Here is an 18,193-nt window from a genome sequence, read left to right as displayed (position 1 = left end):
GAGCCGTCCCAGGTCAGATCAGCGCGAACTGGCCTTCCGGTCCCTCCTCGTGATGGTCCAGCACGGAGGCCGGCCGCCGGGCCGCCGCCGGGACCGGCAGCACGCCCGCGGCGCGCAGCTCCGCCGTACCGATCTCCGGGCCGTCGCCGCGCAACCGCGCCTGGAGAGGCCGGAGTTCCGCCAGCAGCGCCAGGACCGTGATCAGCTCAAGCAGCTCCGAGGTCCACTCCCGCGGCCACTCCGACGGGCGGATCGCCGCCAGTGTCCCCGGCTCGGGGCGGGCCGTACGGCGCTCGAACCACAGCTCCAGCGTCCGTACGCCGCCCACCGTGAACTCCCAGGCCCCGGCCGGTACGGGGGAGATCCGGCCCGAGCCGAGCCGGAGCACCTCGTCCCCCGGGTCGTACTCGATCGCCTCAGGCCCGGCCGGAACGGCGGCCCGCACATAGGGACGGCGGCCACCGGGCAGCCGGGGCCGCTCACCGCCGTGCGCCCCGCGCAGCTGGATCCGCGTCAGCCGCCGCCCCAGCTCGACCCCGGAGGCCCAGACGGCGGGATCGGCGGTCAGCGGCACCGCGCAGCCGGCCGGGGTGCCCACGGCGACCGCCAGAGCCCAGGCGAGCACGTCCCCGGCGGTGACCTCCTGGCCGTACCGCGTGGCCAGCAGGGCGGTCAGCCCGGGGGCCAGATTGGGTTCCACGCCGCCGGGACGGCGGTAGAGCGGCCGGATCCTGCCCGGCCGCCCGGCCGGGGAACGGCCGTCCGGGAGCACCGCGCCGACCAGCAGCGCGGGCCCGGCCGCCGCCGGTACGAACCCCTGTTCCACGGCGAAGACCTGATGGTCGTCGGCGACCCGCCACAGCTCGGGGCGAGCCGCGTCGATCAGCCGGTGGTCGGGGATCAGCCACTGCTCGTCGAACGGCCCGCGCAGCACCCGTACCGGCTCGGGGCACCGCCCCGACTCCCGCGCGAACCGCCCGGTACCCGTGGCCCGGCCCGGCAGCGCGGCGACCGCGCTGTACGGCGTACGCGCCCGGGTCGGCCCGAACAGCGCCTCGCGCTCGGCGCCCTCGGCCCGTACGAGCCGGTCCCAGCGCGCGGTGAGGGAGGGCCGGTCGGGGGCGAGGATCCACTCCCTGCCGAACCGCAGCGGGGGCGTCGACCACGGCATGAGATCGCTGAGCAGCGGGCTCTCGTCCGTCGCCCCGGACCGCGTCGCCGTCATGCGGACCGTCCCTCCCGTCGGTCTGTGCGCCCTCGTGCCCCTCCCACCAGCATGCTATCGGCCACCGCGTACCGGCCGCCGAGGCGGTTTGGCCCCCCCTGGAAACGTGACTAACCCATGAGGTCCGCCTCGACCGTGACCGAGAAGGAGAACCGGTCCCCCCGGTAGTGGATCCGCGCCACATCGGCGACCCGGCCGCTCTCGTCGTATGTCACCCCCGTGTAGTGCAGGATCGGGCTCAGCAGCGGCACCCGCAGCAGCTCGGCCGTGACCGGGTCCGCGAGCCGGGCCTCCACCGTGTCCGTGATGCGGCTGATCCGGATCCCGACCATGTCGCGCAGCACCTTCGTCATCGGCCAGCGCTCCAGATCGGTCACCTCTATGCCGGCCGCGATGTCCGGGCGGACCGCGTTCTCCGCCCAGTTGACGGGTTCGCCGCTCTCGCCGTCGCAGCGCAGCCTGCGATACGTGATCACCTCGTCCGCCCCGGGGAAGTACTCCGCGAGTTCGCCGGGCACCGGGGCCGGGCCATGGCCGAGGAGCGTGGTCAGCTCACCGGACTGCTGGGCCACGATCGCGTCGATCGAGCCGAGCAGCCGGCGCGGGGCGCCGCGCCGGACGCCCGGTTCTATGAAGGTGCCGCGCCGTCGGTGCCGGCTGATCAGGCCCTCCTTCTCCAGCTCCTTGAGGGCCTGACGCATCGTCAGCACACTGACGCCGTAGTGCGAGGCGAGCTGTTCCTCGGTCGGCAGCCGGAGCGGATCGTGCGGCCGGCGGCCCAGTATCGAGGCGCGCAGCGACTGCGAGACCTGATACCAGAGCGGAAGCTTGCGGTTCAGGATCAGAGAGTCCGGGGCGAAGGAGGTCACCGGCGACTCCCCGACTGTGGCGACTCCAAAACGGTGGCACCTCCACGACTGTGGGTCCGAAACTCCGGGTCATGGCCTGAAGTGGCGCTCCAGACCTTGCCATACGTTGTCGTAACCGCGCTGCCGATGGGTGGCACCCGCCGCCTGTTCGGTCGCCGTCACCGGCCACCGGGTCTCGAACATGAAGGCCAGCCCGTCGTCGATCTTCTGCGGCCTGAGCTCGGCGGCGCTCGCCCGGTCGAAGGTCTCCCGGTCGGGGCCGTGCGCCGACATCATGTTGTGCAGCGAGCCGCCGCCGGGGACGAAGCCTCCCTTGCCCGCCGTCTTGGCGTCGTACGCGCCCTCGATCAGGCCCATGTACTCGCTCATCACATTGCGGTGGAAGTACGGCGGCCGGAACGTGTCCTCACCGACCAGCCAGCGCGGCGCGAAGACGACGAAGTCGACTCCGGCGAGGCCCGGGGTCTCGGACGGTGAGGTCAGCACCGTGAAGATCGACGGATCGGGGTGGTCGTAGCTGATGGTCCCGATGACATTGAAGCGGCGCAGATCGTAGACGTACGGCACATGATTGCCGTGCCAGGCCACCACATCGAGCGGGGAGTGGTCATAGGTGGCGGCCCAGAGATTGCCGCAGAACTTGTTGACCACCCGGGTCGGCCGCTCGATGTCCTCGTACGCGGCGACCGGCGCGCGGAAGTCACGCGCGTTGGCCAGGCCGTTGGCGCCGATCGGCCCGAGGTCGGGCAGGACGAACGGCCGGCCGTAGTTCTCGCACACATAGCCGCGTGCTGTCTCGTCCAGCAGCTCGACCCGGAAGCGCATCCCGCGCGGTACCAGCGCCACCTCGCCCGGCTGAGCCGCGAGCAGGCCGAGCTCCGTACGGATCAGCAGTCCGCCGTGCTCGGGAACGATCAGCAGTTCGCCGTCCGCGTCGCTGAACACCCGGTCCGTCATGGGGGAGTTGGCGTAGTAGAGATGAATCGCCATCCCCGTGCGCTGCGCCGCGTCGCCATTGCCGCCCAGCGTCCACAGACCGGCCAGGAAGTCGGTGCCGGGAGCGGGCTCGGGCAGCGGGTCCCAGCGCAGCCGGTTGGGGTCGGGCACGGTCTCGGTGAACGGGGCGCCACGGACCGAGCCGTTGTCGATCCGGGCGAACGGCGGATGCGCCGCCGACGGCCGGATCCGGTACAGCCAGGACCGCCGGTTGTGCGCGCGGGGCTCGGTGAACGCGCTGCCGCTCAGCTGTTCCGTGTAGAGACCGAGCGGCGCGCGCTGGGGCGCGTTGCGGCCGACCGGCAGCGCCCCCGGCACGGCCTCGGAGCTGTGCTCATTGCCGAAGCCCGAGGAGTGGTCCAGCTCCCCGGCCGTCTTCCGCGCCCGCTCGATGTCGTTCGTCATCCGCATGCACTCCTCGATCAAGGAATCCCGGAAGGTTAATCCTATGGACAACCGTAGGATTAGTGGTGCGCTTCGTCAACGGGGCCGAGCGGCATCATGGATCCCGTGTCACGCGACCGTACGCATACGCAGCCCGACGCCGAGCCCAGCCCAGGCGCAGAACCCGCACCCGAGCCCGATTCCGTCCCCGACGCCGATGTCGGCGAGGACATGGAGCCCGACGAGGAATCCGAGGTCGGAGGGCTCCGCACCGTGCCTGTGCAACAGCGCAGCACGGAGCGGCTGGCCCGGATCCTCGACGCCTGCGGAGTGCTCCTCGACGAGGGCGGATACGAGCAGTTGTCCACCCGGGCCGTCGCCGCTCGCGCGGGCGTTCCCATCGGCTCGGTCTATCGCTTCTTCGTCAACAAGCGGGCCATGGCGGACGCACTCGGAAGGCGCAATCTCGACAGCTATACCGAGGGCATCGCGGACCGGCTCAGGATGCTCGACCCGAACGACTGGCGGGGCGCCATCGACGCCGTCATGGACGAGTACCTCTCCATGAAGCGCACCGTGCCCGGCTTCTCGCTGGTGGACTTCGGGGCCCAACTTCCGCTGGGCACCCGGCCGCAGTCACTCGACCGTATCCCCGTCGACCCGGCGACCGACCCCAACCACCGGGTCGCCAGACGCCTCGCCGGACTGCTCGCCGGCCATCTCGGCCGGGCGCCCGACCCGGCGCTGCACCGCACGGTCCTGGTCGCCACCGAGGCCGCCGACGCGCTGCTCCAACTGGCGTTCCGGATGGATCCGGCAGGTGATCCCTGGATCGTGGGGGAGACGAGGAAGCTGCTGCGTGCCTATCTGGCGAGGACGTTCGACTGAGGTCTCCGCTTTCCCCGTCCTCTCCCCCTGGTATTGCTCCCCCCCTACCACCCCTGCTGTGACCTGGGCTTTTGCTCGTATTGCTCGCGTGTCAACATCTTGTTAACGGCTGGAGGCCAGACCTAACGTCATCCGGACCGCCGCCCCCGGCGGGAGTTCAAGGGTGAACGTGAGGGGCCTCCTAAATGCTGACCATCCTGGGCTTCGTCATGATCGCCACCTTCCTGGTGCTGATCATGATGAAGAAGATGTCGCCGATCGCGGCGCTGGTGCTCATCCCAGCACTCTTCTGCGTTCTCGTAGGGCAGGGCGGACAGCTGGGTGACTATGTCATCAAGGGCGTCGGCGACCTCGCGCCCACCGCCGCCATGCTGATGTTCGCCATCGTCTACTTCGGCGTGATGATCGATGTCGGGCTCTTCGATCCGATCGTCCGGGGCATCCTGCGCTTCTGCAAGGCCGACCCGATGCGGATCGTCGTCGGTACGGCCGTGCTCGCCGCGATCGTCTCCCTGGACGGCGACGGCTCCACCACCTTCATGATCACCGTCTCCGCGATGTATCCGCTCTACAAGCGGCTCGGGATGAGCCGGGTCGTGATGACCGGCGTCGCCGCCACCGCGAACGGCGTGATGAACACCCTGCCCTGGGGCGGCCCGACGGCCCGTGCGGCGACCGCGCTCAAGGTCGACGCCGGCGATGTGTTCGTCCCGATGATCCCGGCGCTCGGCGTCGGACTGCTCGCCGTGTTCTTCCTCGCCTATGTGCTGGGCCTCCGGGAGCGCAAGCGGCTGGGCGTCCTCACCCTCGACGAGGTGCTGGAGACGGGCACCACGAGCGAGACCGTACTGGTCGAGGCGGGAAGCGGTACGACCACGACGTCCGTCGGCGGCGGCAGCCGAACCGGCAGGGCCGGTGGCACCGGTACGGGCAAGGCCCTCGGGGGCACAGGCGCCGGCGGCGGCAGCGCTACGGACGACGCCGACACCTCCGACGACGACGGCTTCCAGGGTCTCGACCCCCACCGCGCGACCCTGCGCCCCCGGCTCTACTGGTTCAACGCCGGGCTGACGGTCGCCCTGCTCACCGCGATGATCATGGAACTGATGCCGATCCCGGTGCTCTTCCTCCTCGGCGCGGCCCTCGCCCTCACTGTCAACTACCCCAACATGGCCGAGCAGAAGGCCCGGATCGGGGCCCACGCGGAGAACGTTCTGAACGTCTCCGGTATGGTCTTCGCCGCCGCCGTCTTCACCGGTGTCCTCACCGGCACGGGTATGGTCCAGCACATGGCCGACTGGCTCGTCGGCGCCATTCCGGACGGCATGGGCCCGCACATGGCCATCGTCACCGGTGTGCTGAGCGTGCCGCTCACCTACTTCATGTCCAACGACGGTTTCTACTTCGGAGTTCTGCCCGTGCTCGCAGAGGCCGGCGCCGCCCATGGCGTCTCCCCGCTGGAGATAGCCCGCGCCTCGCTCGTCGGCCAGCCGCTCCACATGTCGAGCCCGCTCGTGCCCGCCGTCTATGTCCTCGTGGGCATGGCCAAGGTCGAGTTCGGCGACCACACCAAGTTCACCGTCAAGTGGGCCGCGCTCACCTCGCTGGTGGTGCTCGCCGCCGGAGTCCTCTTCGGCATCATCTGATGGTTCCCGTCCTGGCCCCGGTGGGGGCGCCCGGTGGGAGAGGCTGGCTCCTCCGTCTGGTCATCGCCTTCAGCTTCGCGCAGGGCGCGGTGTCGATGGCGCGGCCGGCGGTCTCCTACCGGGCGCTCTCCATGGGCGCGGACGAGCGGGCGATCGGTGTGATCACGGCCGTCTACGCGCTGCTGCCGCTCTTCGTCGCCGTACCGCTCGGCCGCAGGACCGACCACGGACGGTGCGCCCCTCTGCTGGTGGCCGGCCTGGTCCTCATCTCGGCCGGCTGCGCGCTCAGCGGCACGTCGGGCTCGGGGCCCGAACTGGCCGCCTGGAGCGGGGTGATGGGCCTCGGCCATCTCTGCTTCGTCATCGGCGCCCAGTCGATCGTCGCCCGCCGCAGCGCCCCGGACGAACAGGACCGGAACTTCGGCCACTTCACCATCGGCGCCTCGCTCGGACAGCTGGCGGGACCGGTCGCCGCCGGGCTGCTCGTCTCCGGGCAGGGCGACGAGATGGCCCGAACGAGCGCCCTCGCGCTGCTCGTCTCGGCCGCCGCCGCGGCGGTCTCCTTCACCTCTCTGTGGCGGATAGAGGCGCGTACGGCCCCCGACGCCCCCGCGTCCCCGCGGTCCGCCAAGGTCCCGGTCCGCCGCATCCTGCGGGCCCGGGGTGTGCCGGCGGGCATCTTCATCAGCCTGGCCGTGCTCTCCGCGACCGATGTCCTCACCGCCTATCTGCCGGTCATCGGTGAGGAGCGGGGAATCGCGCCCACCGTGATCGGGCTGCTGCTCAGCCTGCGCGCCGCGGCCACCATCGCCTGCCGGCTGGTGATGAGTCCGATGCTCCGGTGGCTCGGCCGTACGGTCCTGCTCACCTCCACCTGTCTGCTCGGCGGACTGCTGTGCGCGGGCATCGCCCTGCCCGTACCGGTGTGGGGGCTCGCCCTGATGCTCGCGGCGCTCGGTTTCTGTCTGGGCGTCGGCCAGCCGCTGTCGATGACGACCGTCGTACGGGCCGCCCCCGACGAGGCCCGCTCCACCGCCCTCGCGCTGCGGCTCACCGGCAACCGGCTCGGCCAGGTCGCCGCCCCGGCCTCCGCCGGTCTGGTCGCGGGAGTGGCGGGCATGGCCGCGCCGTTCGTCATGCTCGGCGCGCTGCTGGTGGCCGCGGCCGGACTCGGCCTGCGCACGTCGGGCGGGACGCCCGAGGTTCCCCCGCCGGGCACCGCGCCGGGTACCGGCACCGGTACGGACACCGCCACCGGTACGGGCGGCGACGCGGAACCGGGCAGCCGCCCCGCCCCGGCACGCGACACCTCCTGAGCCATGTCCCGCAAGGTCACCGAACCTTGGCGCGAGTCATTCCCTGACAGCGCGTAGTCGGCTAACTTCAGGCGTCGCACCCGCTCCACCTTTCTCCTTCCCGGGCGGAACCATTCATGACTCGCGCCATCTCTCTGCACAGCGTCAGCAAGGTGTACGGACGCTCCACCCGCGCCGTCGACCACTTCTCGATCGATATCGCACCAGGCGAGTTCGTGGTGCTCCTCGGCCCCTCGGGATGCGGCAAGTCGACTGTGCTTCGCATGATCGCCGGTCTTGAGCACATCACCGACGGCGAACTGCTCCTGGACGGGGAACTCTCCAACGACGCACCGCCGCGCGAACGTGACATGGCGATGGTGTTCCAGAACTTCGCGCTCTATCCGAACATGACCAACCGCGACAACATCGGCTTCCCCCTCCTGCTGGAGAATCCGCGCGAGGACCGTACTCAACGGGTCGAGGCCACCGCCCGGATGCTCGGCATCGAAGGCGTGCTCGACCGCTACCCGAGCCAGCTCTCCGGCGGCGAACGCCAGCGGGTCGCGATGGGCCGGGCCATCTCCCGGCGCCCCTCCACCTTTCTGATGGACGAGCCGCTCTCCAATCTCGACGCGAAGCTGCGCAGCCATCTGCGTGCCGAGATAGCCCAGCTCACCGCCGAACTGGGCGTCACCACCGTCTATGTGACGCATGATCAGTCCGAGGCGATGTCGCTCGGCGACCGGGTCGCGGTCATGCGCGGGGGAGTGCTCCAGCAGGTGAGCGCGCCGCGCGAGGTGTACGCGCTGCCGGAGAACGTGTTCGTGGCCGCGTTCATCGGCACCCCCCGGATCAATCTGCTCCAGGCCACGGTGTTCGCGCCGCTGGACGGACGGATGTCCATCGACCTCGGCAAGCAGCGTCTCCCGCTGCCCGAACCCCTCAGCTCCGACCACCAGTTACTGCGGATCCAGCAGGGCAGGCAGATCATCGTCGGGCTGCGCTCCGAGGCGGCCCGTATCGCCGCGCCGAGCCAGGCACGCCCCGGTGAGGTGGCGCTGAGCGGCATCGTCGAGCACATGGAGTACCAGGGCCACGAGGCGCTGGTCCATCTCAATATCGGCTCCCTGCCCGCGATCGTCGCCGATCTCGAATCCCCCCGGCCCAAGTCGCCCGTCCGGCGGCGCGGCAGGAGCGGCCCCGGCATGCTGGAGCGGCTCAGGGAGCGCGCGATCGGCCGGGTCAGCGGCCCGGTCGTGGCGCTCGACGACCCGGAACCGCCGCGCCCGGCCACATACAGCCCGGAGCGTCCCGCCATCTCGGCGAGCGATCTGGTCGTCCGTACCGGCCCGGACATGCGGCTGCGCACGGGCGCGCAGGTGCCGCTCCTCGTCGATCTCGCCCATCTCTATGTCTTCGACGACTACGGGCGCCGGATCTGCCCCGCGCCGAGGGACCTGCCGGGACTCGTGGACATGTGAGGCACCCGGACATGTGAGGCACCCGGCCATGTGAGGCATCGGGGTGCCCTGGCGTCATAAAACTCGCGCCGCTAGTTTGTGTCAGGGGGCGAAGTCGGGCACTCCCGGAAGGAACGACGATGCGGGCATACGACGAGATGTACATCGGCGGCGCATGGCGGCCGGCGGTGGGGACGGACACGATCGCCGTGGTGAACCCGGCCGACGAGCGGGTCATCGCGACCGTCCCGGCCGGTACGGCGCAGGACGTCGACGCCGCCGTACGGGCCGCGCGGGCGGCCTTTCCCGGCTGGGCCGCCACCCCGCCCGCCGAGCGAGCCGCCCGTCTCACCGCTCTGCGCGACGCCATGGCGGCCCGTCAGGACGAGCTCGCCGCCACCGTCACCGCCGAACTGGGCGCGCCTCTCGCACTGTCCAGGAAGGTGCACACCGGGGGGCCGATCGCGATCGTCGGCACGTTCGCCGAGCTGGCCGCCACGTATCCCTTCGAGGAGAAGACCGGCAACTCCACCGTGCTGCTGGAGCCGGTGGGCGTCGTCGGCGCGATCACGCCGTGGAACTATCCCCTGCACCAGATCGTGGCCAAGGTCGGCCCGGCCCTGGCGGCGGGGTGCACGATCGTCGTCAAACCCGCCGAGGACACCCCGCTGACCGCGCGGCTCTTCGCCGAGCTGGTCGATGAAGCGGGCCTGCCCGCCGGAGTGTTCAATCTGGTCACCGGCCTCGGACCGGTCGCGGGCCAGGCCCTCGCCGAGCACGAGGACGTCGATCTCGTCTCCTTCACCGGCTCCACCGAGGTCGGCCGGTTGATCGGCGCCACCGCCGGAGCCGCCGTCAAACGCGTCGCCCTCGAACTGGGCGGCAAGTCCGCCAATGTGATCCTGCCGAGCGCCGATCTCGCCAGGGCCGTCGCCGTCGGTGTCGCCAATGTCATGACCAACTCCGGCCAGACGTGCAGCGCCTGGACCCGGATGCTGGTCCACACCGACCAGTACGACGAGGCGGTGGAGCTGGCGAGGACCGCCGCCGCCAAGTACGTCCCGGGCGACCCGCTCGACAGCGCGACCCGGCTCGGCCCGGTCGTCAGCGAGAAGCAGCGGGAGCGGGTACGCGGCTATATCGAGCGGGGCGTCGCGGAGGGCGCCGTGCTGGTCGCGGGCGGCCCCGAGGCCCCGCACCCGACCGGCTACTACCTCGCGCCGACCGTCTTCGCCGAGGTCACTCCAGGGATGACCATCGCCCAGGAGGAGATCTTCGGTCCCGTCCTCTCCCTTCTGCGGTACGAGGACGAGGAGGACGCCCTCCGGATCGCCAACGGCACCGTCTACGGCCTCGCGGGCGCGGTCTGGGCCCGTGAGGAGAGCGAGGCCGTCGCCTTCGCCCGCCGGATGGACACCGGACAGGTCGACATCAACGGGGGCCGCTTCAACCCGCTCGCGCCGTTCGGCGGCTACAAGCGGTCCGGGGTCGGCCGGGAACTCGGCGCGCACGGGCTCGCCGAGTACCTTCAGACCAAGTCACTCCAGTTCTGAGCCGGGAGAGCACGCTCGTGGTCCGCGCCGCCATCCTGTCCGCCGTCGGAGCCCCGCTGGAGATCACCGGGATCGAACTTCCCGAACCCGGTCCCGGCCGGGTCCGGGTCCGGCTCGCCGCCGCCGGTGTCTGTCACTCCGATCTGTCCCTGTCCAACGGCACGATGCGGATCCCGCTGCCCGCGGTCCTGGGCCACGAGGGCGCCGGTACGGTCGTCTCCGTCGGCGAGGGAGTCACGCAGGTGGCGCCGGGCGACGGAGTCGTCCTCAACTGGGCCCCGTCCTGCGGGACCTGCCCGGCCTGTCTGGGCGGTGAGGTCTGGCTCTGCGACAGCGCGCTCGCGGGCGCCGCGGGCGTCCATGCCCGTACCGCCGACGGCACGGAGCTCCACCCCGGCCTGAACGTCGGGGCGTTCGCGGAGGAGACGGTGGTCGCCGCCAACTGCGTCCTGCCGCTCCCGGCCGGGGTACCGCTCACCGACGCCGCCCTCCTGGGCTGCGCCGTCCTCACCGGATACGGCGCGGTCCACCACGCGGCGCGGGTCCGCGAGGGCGAGTCGGTGGTGGTCTTCGGCGTCGGCGGGGTCGGTCTCGCCGTTCTCCAGTCCGCCCGGATCGCCGGTGCGGGCCGGATCATCGCCGTCGATGTGTCCCCGGAGAAGGAGGCGCTGGCCCGCGCGGCGGGGGCCACCGCGTATGTCGTCGCCTCCGACACCACCGCCAAGGAGATCCGCGGGCTCACCGGCGGCCGGGGCGCCGATGTGGCCGTCGAGTGCGTCGGCCGGGCGACGACCATCCGTACCGCCTGGGACTCCACCCGGCGCGGCGGCCGTACGACAGTCGTCGGCATCGGCGGCAAGGACCAGCGCGTCACCTTCCACGCGCTGGAGCTGTTCCACTGGGGCCGGACGCTCTCCGGCTGTGTCTACGGCAACAGCGACCCGTCGAAGGACCTGCCGGTGCTCGCCGAGCACATCCGCGCGGGCCGGTTCGATCTGAGCGCGCTGGTCACCGAGCGGATCGCGCTGGACGGCATCCCGGCGGCGTTCGAGAACATGCTCGCGGGCCGGGGAGGCCGGGCCCTGGTCGTCTTCCAGGACACGCCCTAGGGCGTGTCTTCAAAGTAGCGCCGTCCGCCCGTAGGGCGGGCCTGGCGGCGTCCGGTGCGTGCGATCGCAAGGCGGAGGGTCTCCCCAGTACTGGACGTACTGGGGTGATCCGACAACGCGGCGAGCGTGCGTGCCGGGCGTCGCCGGGCAGGCGGGACTTTGAAGACACGACCTAGACCGACGCGCCCTATGACCGTAGGTCCACGGACTCCAGGAAGCTCAGCATCCGGCTGTTGACCAGGTCCGCGTGGTCGATCTGCGGTCCGTGGCCGGTGTCGGCGATGATCTCGGCGCGGGCGCCCGGCACCAGACGCGGCACCCGCTCGCGCTGCCGCTCCGGGTGCACCATCAGGCTCCGTTCACCGAACAGGAGGTAGAGCGGGGTGCGGATGGCGCGCAGCTCGTCCTCGGTCAGCGGGAGCGGGGCGGGTCGGCGGATCCGGTAGGCGCGGGCGCCGAGCATCACCATCGTGCGCAGCTCGGGCACGACAAGGGCCGGCTGGTCCAGCAAGGACGCCAGCCGCCGGCGTATCGCCGCCGGCGCGAAGGTCGCCAGCGCGCTGACGAAGATCCAGCCGAAGAACCGGGCGCCCACCTTCTCCAGCCCGCCGGGGTCGAGCGGGGTGGCGGAGGCGAGCCTGCCGGGCGCGCGCAGCGCCTGGTTCAGGGTGAGCCAGCCGCCGTAGGAGGACCCGATGAGATGGACCCGGTCGAGGCCGAGACCCGCGAGCACCTCGTCCAGCCACTCGGCGGCCCGCTCGGGCTCGTGGATGGGTGCGCGCTGGACGCTGCGGCCCGGGTCGCCGAGGGTGTCGATCGCGTAGACGGGGCGCCGCGCGCTGAGGGCGGCGACGTTCGGATACCACATGGAGGAGTTGCTGCCCGCGCCGTGCACCAGCACCACCGGGGTGCGGGAGGCGGCTGCGGGGTCCGTGGGGCCGTACCGGTAGACGTGCGTGGTCCCGAAGCCGGTCTCCACGTCCACCTCCGTATCCGCGGCGGGGCCCAGGGCGTGGACCGCGTCGCAGGCGGCGAAGTACCGGTCGCGCAGGGCCTCGTTCACATAGCGGCCGACATCGGCCCGGTCGTGGTCGCGGGGCGTCGTCTTGGGCACGGCTGGCCACCTCCCAGGGGGATCCCGTTTTGTGATACGACCGTGCCATGATGGTGGTACGGCGGTACCATGAAGCTCGCCCCGTACGGCCTGTCCGGCCGGTACGGGCGGACCGGAAGAGCCGAGGGGCGGAGAAACGGCCGATGCCGAAGCGCGTGGACCACGAGGAACGGCGCACCGAGATCGCCGAGGCGCTTCTCCGGGTCGCCGGGCGGCGCGGGCTGCACGGTGTGGGGATGCGAGACGTGGCCGCCGAGGCGGGAGTCTCCCTCCGGCTGGTCCAGTACTACTTCCAGACCAAGGAGAAGTTGCTGCTCTACGGGCTGGAGCGGCTGGCCGCAGGACTCGGCGCGCGGGTCACCGCCAGGCTGCGGGCCGTTGGGGACTCCCCCGGGCCGCGCGCGGTGATCGAGGCTCTGCTGATGGAGTCACTGCCGACCGACGAGGAGAGCAGGACCTTCCATCTCGTCTACACCTCGTACGCCGTACTCGCGATGACGGACGACGCGCTCGCCGCCCAGCCCTTCATCGACAACCCCAACACCGCCGAGGACGCCGTGGCCGGACTGCTGGAGAAGGCGCGGGACGCCGGTCTCACCGGGCCCGATGTGGACGTACGGACGGAGGCGATCAGCCTGCTCGCCATGTCGGCGGGGCTCGGCACCAGCGTCCTGGTCGGCCAGCGCGACCCCGAGTCCGCCGCCGGGGTACTGCGCCACCACCTGGACAGGCTCTTCGCCGCGCCGGCCGGAACGGGCCGCCCCTAGGTCGTGTCTTCAAAGTCCCGCCTGCCCGGCGACGCCCGGCACGCCCTAGCCGGGACTCAGGGTTTCCGGCCGCGGATCCCGGATGCCCGCAGCGGCTCTCAGCTCCCGGACGGGGCGACCCTGACCACGTACTTTCCCCGCACACCGCCCGACTCCAGCGCCCGGTGCGCCGCCGCCGTCTCCTCCAGCGGGAAGACCGTGTCCACGGCCGGGCTCAGCTTCCCCTCGGTCACATGGCGGGCGAGGCGGTCGAAATCCTTCCGCATGGGGTTGCCGCTGAAGAAGCGCACCCGGCCACGGCCGTGGACCGTGCTGGCCGCGATATAGCCGAGCGTCGCGGCGGCCCGTGCCGGGTCGAAGGCGAGGGTGACCATGCGCCCGCCGGGAGCCAGCAGGCGCCGGAAATCCCGCAGGTCGCCCCCCGCGGTGTCCAGGACCACATCGAAGCGGCCCAGCTCCGCCGGGCGGACGGTGCGGTGGTCGACGGCCTTGTGCGCGCCGAGATCGCGGACGAAGCCGAGATTGGCGGCGCGGGCGAGTGCCGTGACCTCGGCGCCGTACGCCCGCCCGAGCTGGACGCCGGCGCTGCCGGTGCCGCCCGACGCGCCCCGTACCAGCAGGCGCTCCCCGGAACGCAGCCCGGCCTTCTCCCGCAGCGCGGTAATGACGGCGGTGGCCACCGGCAACGTGGCGGCGTCGACCAGGTCCAGCCCATCGGGCACCGGGCCGAGCCGTTTGGCGGGCACGCTCACACACTCGGCCGCGCTGCCGAACCCGGCGGTCCGCCCCAGGATTCCCCATACGCGGTCGCCGACCGCGAACTGTGTCGTTCCGGCGCCCAGTGCGGCGACCTCGCCGGTGAGGTCCAGCCCGACGCGCTGGGGGAACTTCCGGCCGGTCAGAAGAGCCATACGGCCGGCCCGGGCCGCGAGTTCGCCCCCGTTGACGCTGAACGCGCCCACCCGCACAAGCACCTCGCCGGGCGCCGGCTCGGGGCGTGGCACCCGGCTCACATGGAGCACATCGGGGCCGCCGAAACGGTCGAAGAGCACTGCCTTCATCATGCGGTCGTCCATCGTTCCCATCCTTTGTCACGGTGCCCGTACGGGAATCCGAGACCGACCGTAGGCTCTCAAGTGGACGGAACCGTCCGTTTGGACCGGAAGCGGGAGACATCGATGGCGGAATCCTCTCGGATCAGGGACCCCGGCGGGGTACGGGCCGACGCCCGGCGCAACCGTGAGCGCGTCCTCGCCGCTGCCCGTGCGGTCTTCGCCGAGCAGGGGATCGACGCCCCGATGGCGACCGTCGCCCGCAGGGCCGGAGTCGGCGTGGCGACGCTCTACCGGCATTTCCCGACCCGGGACGCCCTGGTGCGGGGCGCGTTCACGCGGCAGATGGAGACCTGCGCACAGGCACTCGACGATGCCCTGGCCGCCCCCGACCCATGGCAGGGCTTTCAGCGGCTGATCGAAACGGTCTGCGAGCTCCAGCGCGCGGAGAAGGGATTCCCGGCCGCGTTCGTCGCCGCCTTCCCCGACAGCCCGGCGGACCACGCGCGGTCCCGGGAGCGCATGGAGCGGGACGTCTCGACCCTGGTGCGCAGAGCTCAGGCAGCGGGCGCCCTGCGGGCCGATTTCCACCCTTCCGACCTCGTCGTGGCCCTGTTGGCGAACTGCGCTCTGATCAGCGCGCTGCCGGACGACGGCGCGGCCTCCCGTCGTCTGATGGCCTACCTGATCCAGTCGTTCCGTGCCGACAGGGCCAACGCCCCACTGCCCCGGCCGTCCTCGCTGTCACCGCGCGACCTCCCGATCACGGTCGGCAAGCCGCAAGGACACCGGAATCCGGCGTGAGTTCCGGCGGGCACTCAGTCGACCCGGGCCGCCGCGTCCGTCGCCGTGCTGTCCCCGGCGGCCGTGGGGCCGTCGTGCCGCGCGACCACGGCGCCTCGGCGCGCACGCGAGCGGGACACCGCCACCCCCGCCAGACACAGGGCGCCGCCCGCCAGCGTGAACAGGCCCGGTATCTCGTCCAGGAGCAGCCAGGCCATCAGCACGACCAGCGCCGGGACCGCGTAGGTCGTCGCTCCCATCCGGCCCGCCGTCGTACGGGCCAGCGCGTAGGCCCAGGTCGTGAACGCCAGCGCGGTCGGGAACACGCCCAGATAGACCATGTTGAGCGTGGCCGACAACGGGGCGTCGGCGGCCTCGTGGAGCAGTTGCCCGGCGAACGGCAGACAGGCGACCGCGCCGACCAGACAGCCGAAGGTGGTCACCTGGAGCGCGCTCGCCTTCGCCAGCGCGGGCTTCTGCGCCACCACCCCGCCCGCGTAGGCCACCGCCGCCAGCAGACACAGCAGCACCCCCAGTACCGAGGCATGGCCCTCGCCCGACATCGAAAGCCCCACCACCACCGCGCCCGCGAACGACACCGCCATGCCCGCCAGCAGCCGGGGCGGCAGCGTCTCGCCCAGCAGCCGGGCGCCGAGCAGGGCGATGAGGATCGGGCCTATGTTCACGACCATCGCGGCCGTGCCCGCGTCGACCTCCTGCTCGCCCCAGTTCAGCACCAGCATGTAGACGCCGAACCAGAGCAGCCCCGACACCGCGATCCCGGGCCAGGCGGCGCGCGGCGGAAGGCCCTCACGCCGTACGAGCCAGACCGCGCCGAGGACGAGCGCGCCCGCGACCAGCCGGCCGAGGGCCAGCGCACCCGGCGAATACGCGGCGCCGGCGCTGCGGATCGAGACGAAGGCCGAGGCCCAGAGCACGACCGTCACACCGGCCGCGGCCACGGGCAGCCAGGTCGGAGGGGCGGGGCGGGCGGAGATGTCCGAGTGCGTCATACGGTGAAGGTACGCGGACAACGCGTCGGCTCTCACCGCAATATCGCGGGCTCGATCCCCAGCCTCTCGTACAGCTCCCGCTCCCCGTCCTCGGTCACCTTCACCGCACGCTCGGAGCCGATCCGTACGCACCAACCGGAGTCCAGGGCATGGCGGCACAGCGCCGCGCCCGCCACCCCGGCCAGATGCGGCCTGCGCTCGGTCCAGTCGAGACACGACCGTGCGAGTGGCCGTCGGCCGGTGCGCTCAAGGCCGATGCCCTGCTCCCCGAACCACGCCACGCCGCGGTCGGTGAGGGCGAAGCCGGTGTCCTGGCGGAGCAGTCCGCGTACGGTCAACGCGTCCGTGATCGCCAGTCCGAGGCGCCCGGCGAGATGGTCGTAGCAGGTGCGCCCCCGGGCCAGGGCGCTGTTGGCCCCGGCCGCGCGCAGCGTGTGGGGCCGCTCCTTCGGGGGCGCGGTGTGCGCGGCCAGATCCTCCACGAGATGGGCGGCGCGCGGGTCGGCGAACCGTACATAGCGGTGCCGGCCCTGTCGCTCCTCCGTGAGCAGTCCGCCCGCGACCAGCTTTCCCAGATGCTCGCTGGCGGTCGACGGGGCGACGCGGGCATACCGCGCCAGCTCGCCCGCCGTCCACGCCCGGCCGTCCAGCAGGGCGAGACAGAAGACGGCGCGGGTGTCGTCGGCGAGCAGTGACGCCAGGGCCGCGAGCCGGGGGCCGGAGTGGCCGGAGTGGCGTGAGCTCTCTGTACGTGCCATGACTCCAGGATGCGTCAGGGACGTTTCGGCGCGGGCCGAAGCGTGGCGCCCGGGGGAGCCGACGCGGGCCCCGGCCGCGTCCCCGTACCCGGCCCCGCACCTGTACCTGTACCTGTACCTGTACCTGTACCTGTGACCGACGCGTACCGCTCGTGCTGGAGGGAGAGGCCGTCGAGCAGCGCCCGCAGCCCGGTCTCGAAGGCCCCCTCGTCCACCTGCCGCTGCCGCTCGGCGAGCAGATGCGCCTGGCCGAGGTGCGGATACTCGGCGGGGTCGTACGCCGTCGCGTCGTCGACGAAGCCGCGCGCGAACGAGCCGAGCGCCGAGCCGGTGATGAAGTACCGCATCAGCGCGCCGATATGGGTCGCCTGCGCGGGCGGCCAGCCGGCCCGGACCATCGCGCCGAAGACGGCGTCGGCGATCCGCAGCCCGGCCGGCCGGCGGCCGGGGCCGACGGCGAGGACCGGGACCAGGTGCGGGTGGTCGGCGAGCGCCGCGCGGTAGGAGACGGCCCAGTCGTGCAGCGCGGTGCGCCAGTCGCGGCCGTCGCTCTCCTCGAACATCGACAGATCGACCTGTGCGCTGACCGCGTCGGCGACGGCTTCGAGAATCTCGTCCTTGGTGCGGAAGTGGTTGTAGAGGGAGGGCCCGCTCACCCCCAGCTCAGCCGCGAGCCGCCGGGTGGAGACCGCTGCCAGGCCCTCCGCGTCCACGAGCGCGCCCGCCGCCTCGACGATGCGTTCTCTGCTGAGCAGGGGCTTGCGCGGTCTGGCCATGGCGCACATAGTAGGGCGGCCCTCTGAGTACCGGCTGAGTAGCGATACGGATGTGGCGGGCGTCGGCGCCCTCGATGCTGACCGGTATGACTGAGACTCCCGTCAAGCAGCAGAACACCGCGGCCTTCTACGGTCAGGCCGTCCTCTCCTTCGGCCTCGCGCTGGCGGCCGTGACCGTCGGCATCATCAAGCTCGAAGCCAGCGCGTGGGTGCGCGGCTTCCTCGGTATCGCCGTCCTGTATCTGACGACCTCGGCGTTCACCCTGGCCAAGGTGGTCAGGGACCGGCAGGAGGCCGGGCAGATCGTCAGCCGGGTCGACCAGGCGAGACTTGAGAAGATCCTCGCGGAGCACGACCCCTTCCAGAAACTCTGATCCGTCGTCCGTGGTCGCCGGCCCCGCGGCGGAAGCCCGGAGTCGCTCTAAGCGCTTGCTCACCCTCGGGGTATGGTGTTCGTCCCGCCCGGTGGGCCGGGCGGGACGGGTGAGCCGGATGGCACGGG

At 71.8% G+C, this 18,193-nt stretch carries 17 protein-coding genes; 9 read left to right on the top strand and 8 right to left on the bottom strand.

Annotation, left to right across the window (positions count from 1 at the left end; all coding sequences use genetic code 11):
• Window positions 1-13: 13 nt before the first annotated feature.
• From M1203_RS20665 to hmgA, 3 genes are all read right to left on the bottom strand, one after another.
• A complete protein-coding gene (locus tag M1203_RS20665) occupies window positions 14-1,225 on the bottom strand; it encodes a type ISP restriction/modification enzyme (protein WP_249951229.1) in 1,212 nt (403 codons plus the stop codon).
• 110 nt (window positions 1,226-1,335) lie between these two features.
• Window positions 1,336-2,094 carry a GntR family transcriptional regulator gene (locus tag M1203_RS20660; protein WP_249951228.1) on the bottom strand — a complete coding sequence of 253 codons (759 nt, stop codon included), beginning with the start codon at window positions 2,092-2,094 and terminating at the stop codon, window positions 1,336-1,338.
• A 69-nt stretch (window positions 2,095-2,163) separates the two neighbouring features.
• Window positions 2,164-3,495 carry a homogentisate 1,2-dioxygenase gene (hmgA, locus tag M1203_RS20655; protein WP_249951227.1) on the bottom strand — a complete coding sequence of 444 codons (1,332 nt, stop codon included), beginning with the start codon at window positions 3,493-3,495 and terminating at the stop codon, window positions 2,164-2,166.
• Between the two features lie 210 nt (window positions 3,496-3,705).
• Here hmgA and M1203_RS20650 point away from each other — a divergent pair, with 210 nt between their 5' ends.
• The 6 genes from M1203_RS20650 (at window position 3,706) to M1203_RS20625 (ending at window position 11,428) form a co-directional block, all read left to right on the top strand.
• Window positions 3,706-4,362, top strand: coding sequence for a TetR/AcrR family transcriptional regulator (locus tag M1203_RS20650; protein ID WP_249951321.1), 657 nt, complete (start codon window positions 3,706-3,708; stop codon window positions 4,360-4,362).
• A 185-nt stretch (window positions 4,363-4,547) separates the two neighbouring features.
• Entirely contained in the window at window positions 4,548-6,008 is a 1,461-nt protein-coding gene (locus M1203_RS20645) for a CitMHS family transporter (RefSeq protein ID WP_249951226.1), read from the top strand.
• Window positions 6,008-7,324 carry an MFS transporter gene (locus M1203_RS20640; RefSeq protein WP_249951225.1) on the top strand — a complete coding sequence of 439 codons (1,317 nt, stop codon included), beginning with the start codon at window positions 6,008-6,010 and terminating at the stop codon, window positions 7,322-7,324. The genes M1203_RS20645 and M1203_RS20640 overlap by 1 nt, the downstream gene beginning before the upstream one ends.
• A gap of 116 nt (window positions 7,325-7,440) precedes the next feature.
• The gene (locus tag M1203_RS20635) at window positions 7,441-8,787 is read left to right on the top strand and encodes an ABC transporter ATP-binding protein (protein ID WP_249951224.1); all 1,347 of its coding nucleotides are present in this window, start codon (window positions 7,441-7,443) and stop codon (window positions 8,785-8,787) included.
• A 119-nt stretch (window positions 8,788-8,906) separates the two neighbouring features.
• Complete coding sequence (locus M1203_RS20630) at window positions 8,907-10,319, top strand: aldehyde dehydrogenase family protein (RefSeq protein WP_249951223.1); 1,413 nt, start codon at window positions 8,907-8,909, stop codon at window positions 10,317-10,319.
• A 17-nt stretch (window positions 10,320-10,336) separates the two neighbouring features.
• Entirely contained in the window at window positions 10,337-11,428 is a 1,092-nt protein-coding gene (locus M1203_RS20625; RefSeq protein ID WP_249951222.1) for a zinc-binding dehydrogenase, read from the top strand.
• 187 nt (window positions 11,429-11,615) lie between these two features.
• Here the strand turns inward: M1203_RS20625 and M1203_RS20620 are convergent, their stop codons facing one another.
• Window positions 11,616-12,542, bottom strand: coding sequence for an alpha/beta fold hydrolase (locus M1203_RS20620; protein WP_249951221.1), 927 nt, complete (start codon window positions 12,540-12,542; stop codon window positions 11,616-11,618).
• A 143-nt stretch (window positions 12,543-12,685) separates the two neighbouring features.
• On the opposite strand from M1203_RS20620, the gene M1203_RS20615 reads away from it, so the two are divergent.
• Entirely contained in the window at window positions 12,686-13,309 is a 624-nt protein-coding gene (locus tag M1203_RS20615) for a TetR/AcrR family transcriptional regulator (RefSeq protein WP_249951220.1), read from the top strand.
• A gap of 98 nt (window positions 13,310-13,407) precedes the next feature.
• Here M1203_RS20615 and M1203_RS20610 read toward each other — a convergent pair whose 3' ends face one another.
• Entirely contained in the window at window positions 13,408-14,385 is a 978-nt protein-coding gene (locus tag M1203_RS20610; protein WP_249951219.1) for an NAD(P)-dependent alcohol dehydrogenase, read from the bottom strand.
• A 102-nt stretch (window positions 14,386-14,487) separates the two neighbouring features.
• Between M1203_RS20610 and M1203_RS20605 the strand changes: the two genes are divergently transcribed.
• Window positions 14,488-15,165 carry a TetR/AcrR family transcriptional regulator gene (locus tag M1203_RS20605; protein WP_249951218.1) on the top strand — a complete coding sequence of 226 codons (678 nt, stop codon included), beginning with the start codon at window positions 14,488-14,490 and terminating at the stop codon, window positions 15,163-15,165.
• Window positions 15,166-15,179: 14 nt separating this feature from the next.
• Here the strand turns inward: M1203_RS20605 and M1203_RS20600 are convergent, their stop codons facing one another.
• The 3 genes from M1203_RS20600 to M1203_RS20590 are packed head-to-tail and all read right to left on the bottom strand — an operon-like array spanning window position 15,180 to window position 17,691.
• On the bottom strand, window positions 15,180-16,157 hold the full coding sequence (locus M1203_RS20600; RefSeq protein WP_249951217.1) for a DMT family transporter: 978 nt from the start codon (window positions 16,155-16,157) through the stop codon (window positions 15,180-15,182).
• Window positions 16,158-16,189: 32 nt separating this feature from the next.
• Complete coding sequence (locus tag M1203_RS20595; RefSeq protein WP_249951216.1) at window positions 16,190-16,915, bottom strand: helix-turn-helix transcriptional regulator; 726 nt, start codon at window positions 16,913-16,915, stop codon at window positions 16,190-16,192.
• Window positions 16,916-16,929: 14 nt separating this feature from the next.
• The gene (locus M1203_RS20590) at window positions 16,930-17,691 is read right to left on the bottom strand and encodes a TetR/AcrR family transcriptional regulator (RefSeq protein WP_249951215.1); all 762 of its coding nucleotides are present in this window, start codon (window positions 17,689-17,691) and stop codon (window positions 16,930-16,932) included.
• 86 nt (window positions 17,692-17,777) lie between these two features.
• Between M1203_RS20590 and M1203_RS20585 the strand changes: the two genes are divergently transcribed.
• Window positions 17,778-18,065: a YiaA/YiaB family inner membrane protein gene (locus tag M1203_RS20585; RefSeq protein ID WP_275670244.1), complete on the top strand. Its 288-nt coding sequence runs from the start codon at window positions 17,778-17,780 to the stop codon at window positions 18,063-18,065.
• Window positions 18,066-18,193 lie beyond the last annotated feature (128 nt).

This window comes from Streptomyces sp. 35G-GA-8 (assembly GCF_023534745.1).
GTDB lineage: Bacteria > Actinomycetota > Actinomycetes > Streptomycetales > Streptomycetaceae > Streptomyces.
Note: the sequence above shows the minus strand (reverse complement) of the source record. Positions and strands in the feature narration are given on the sequence as shown.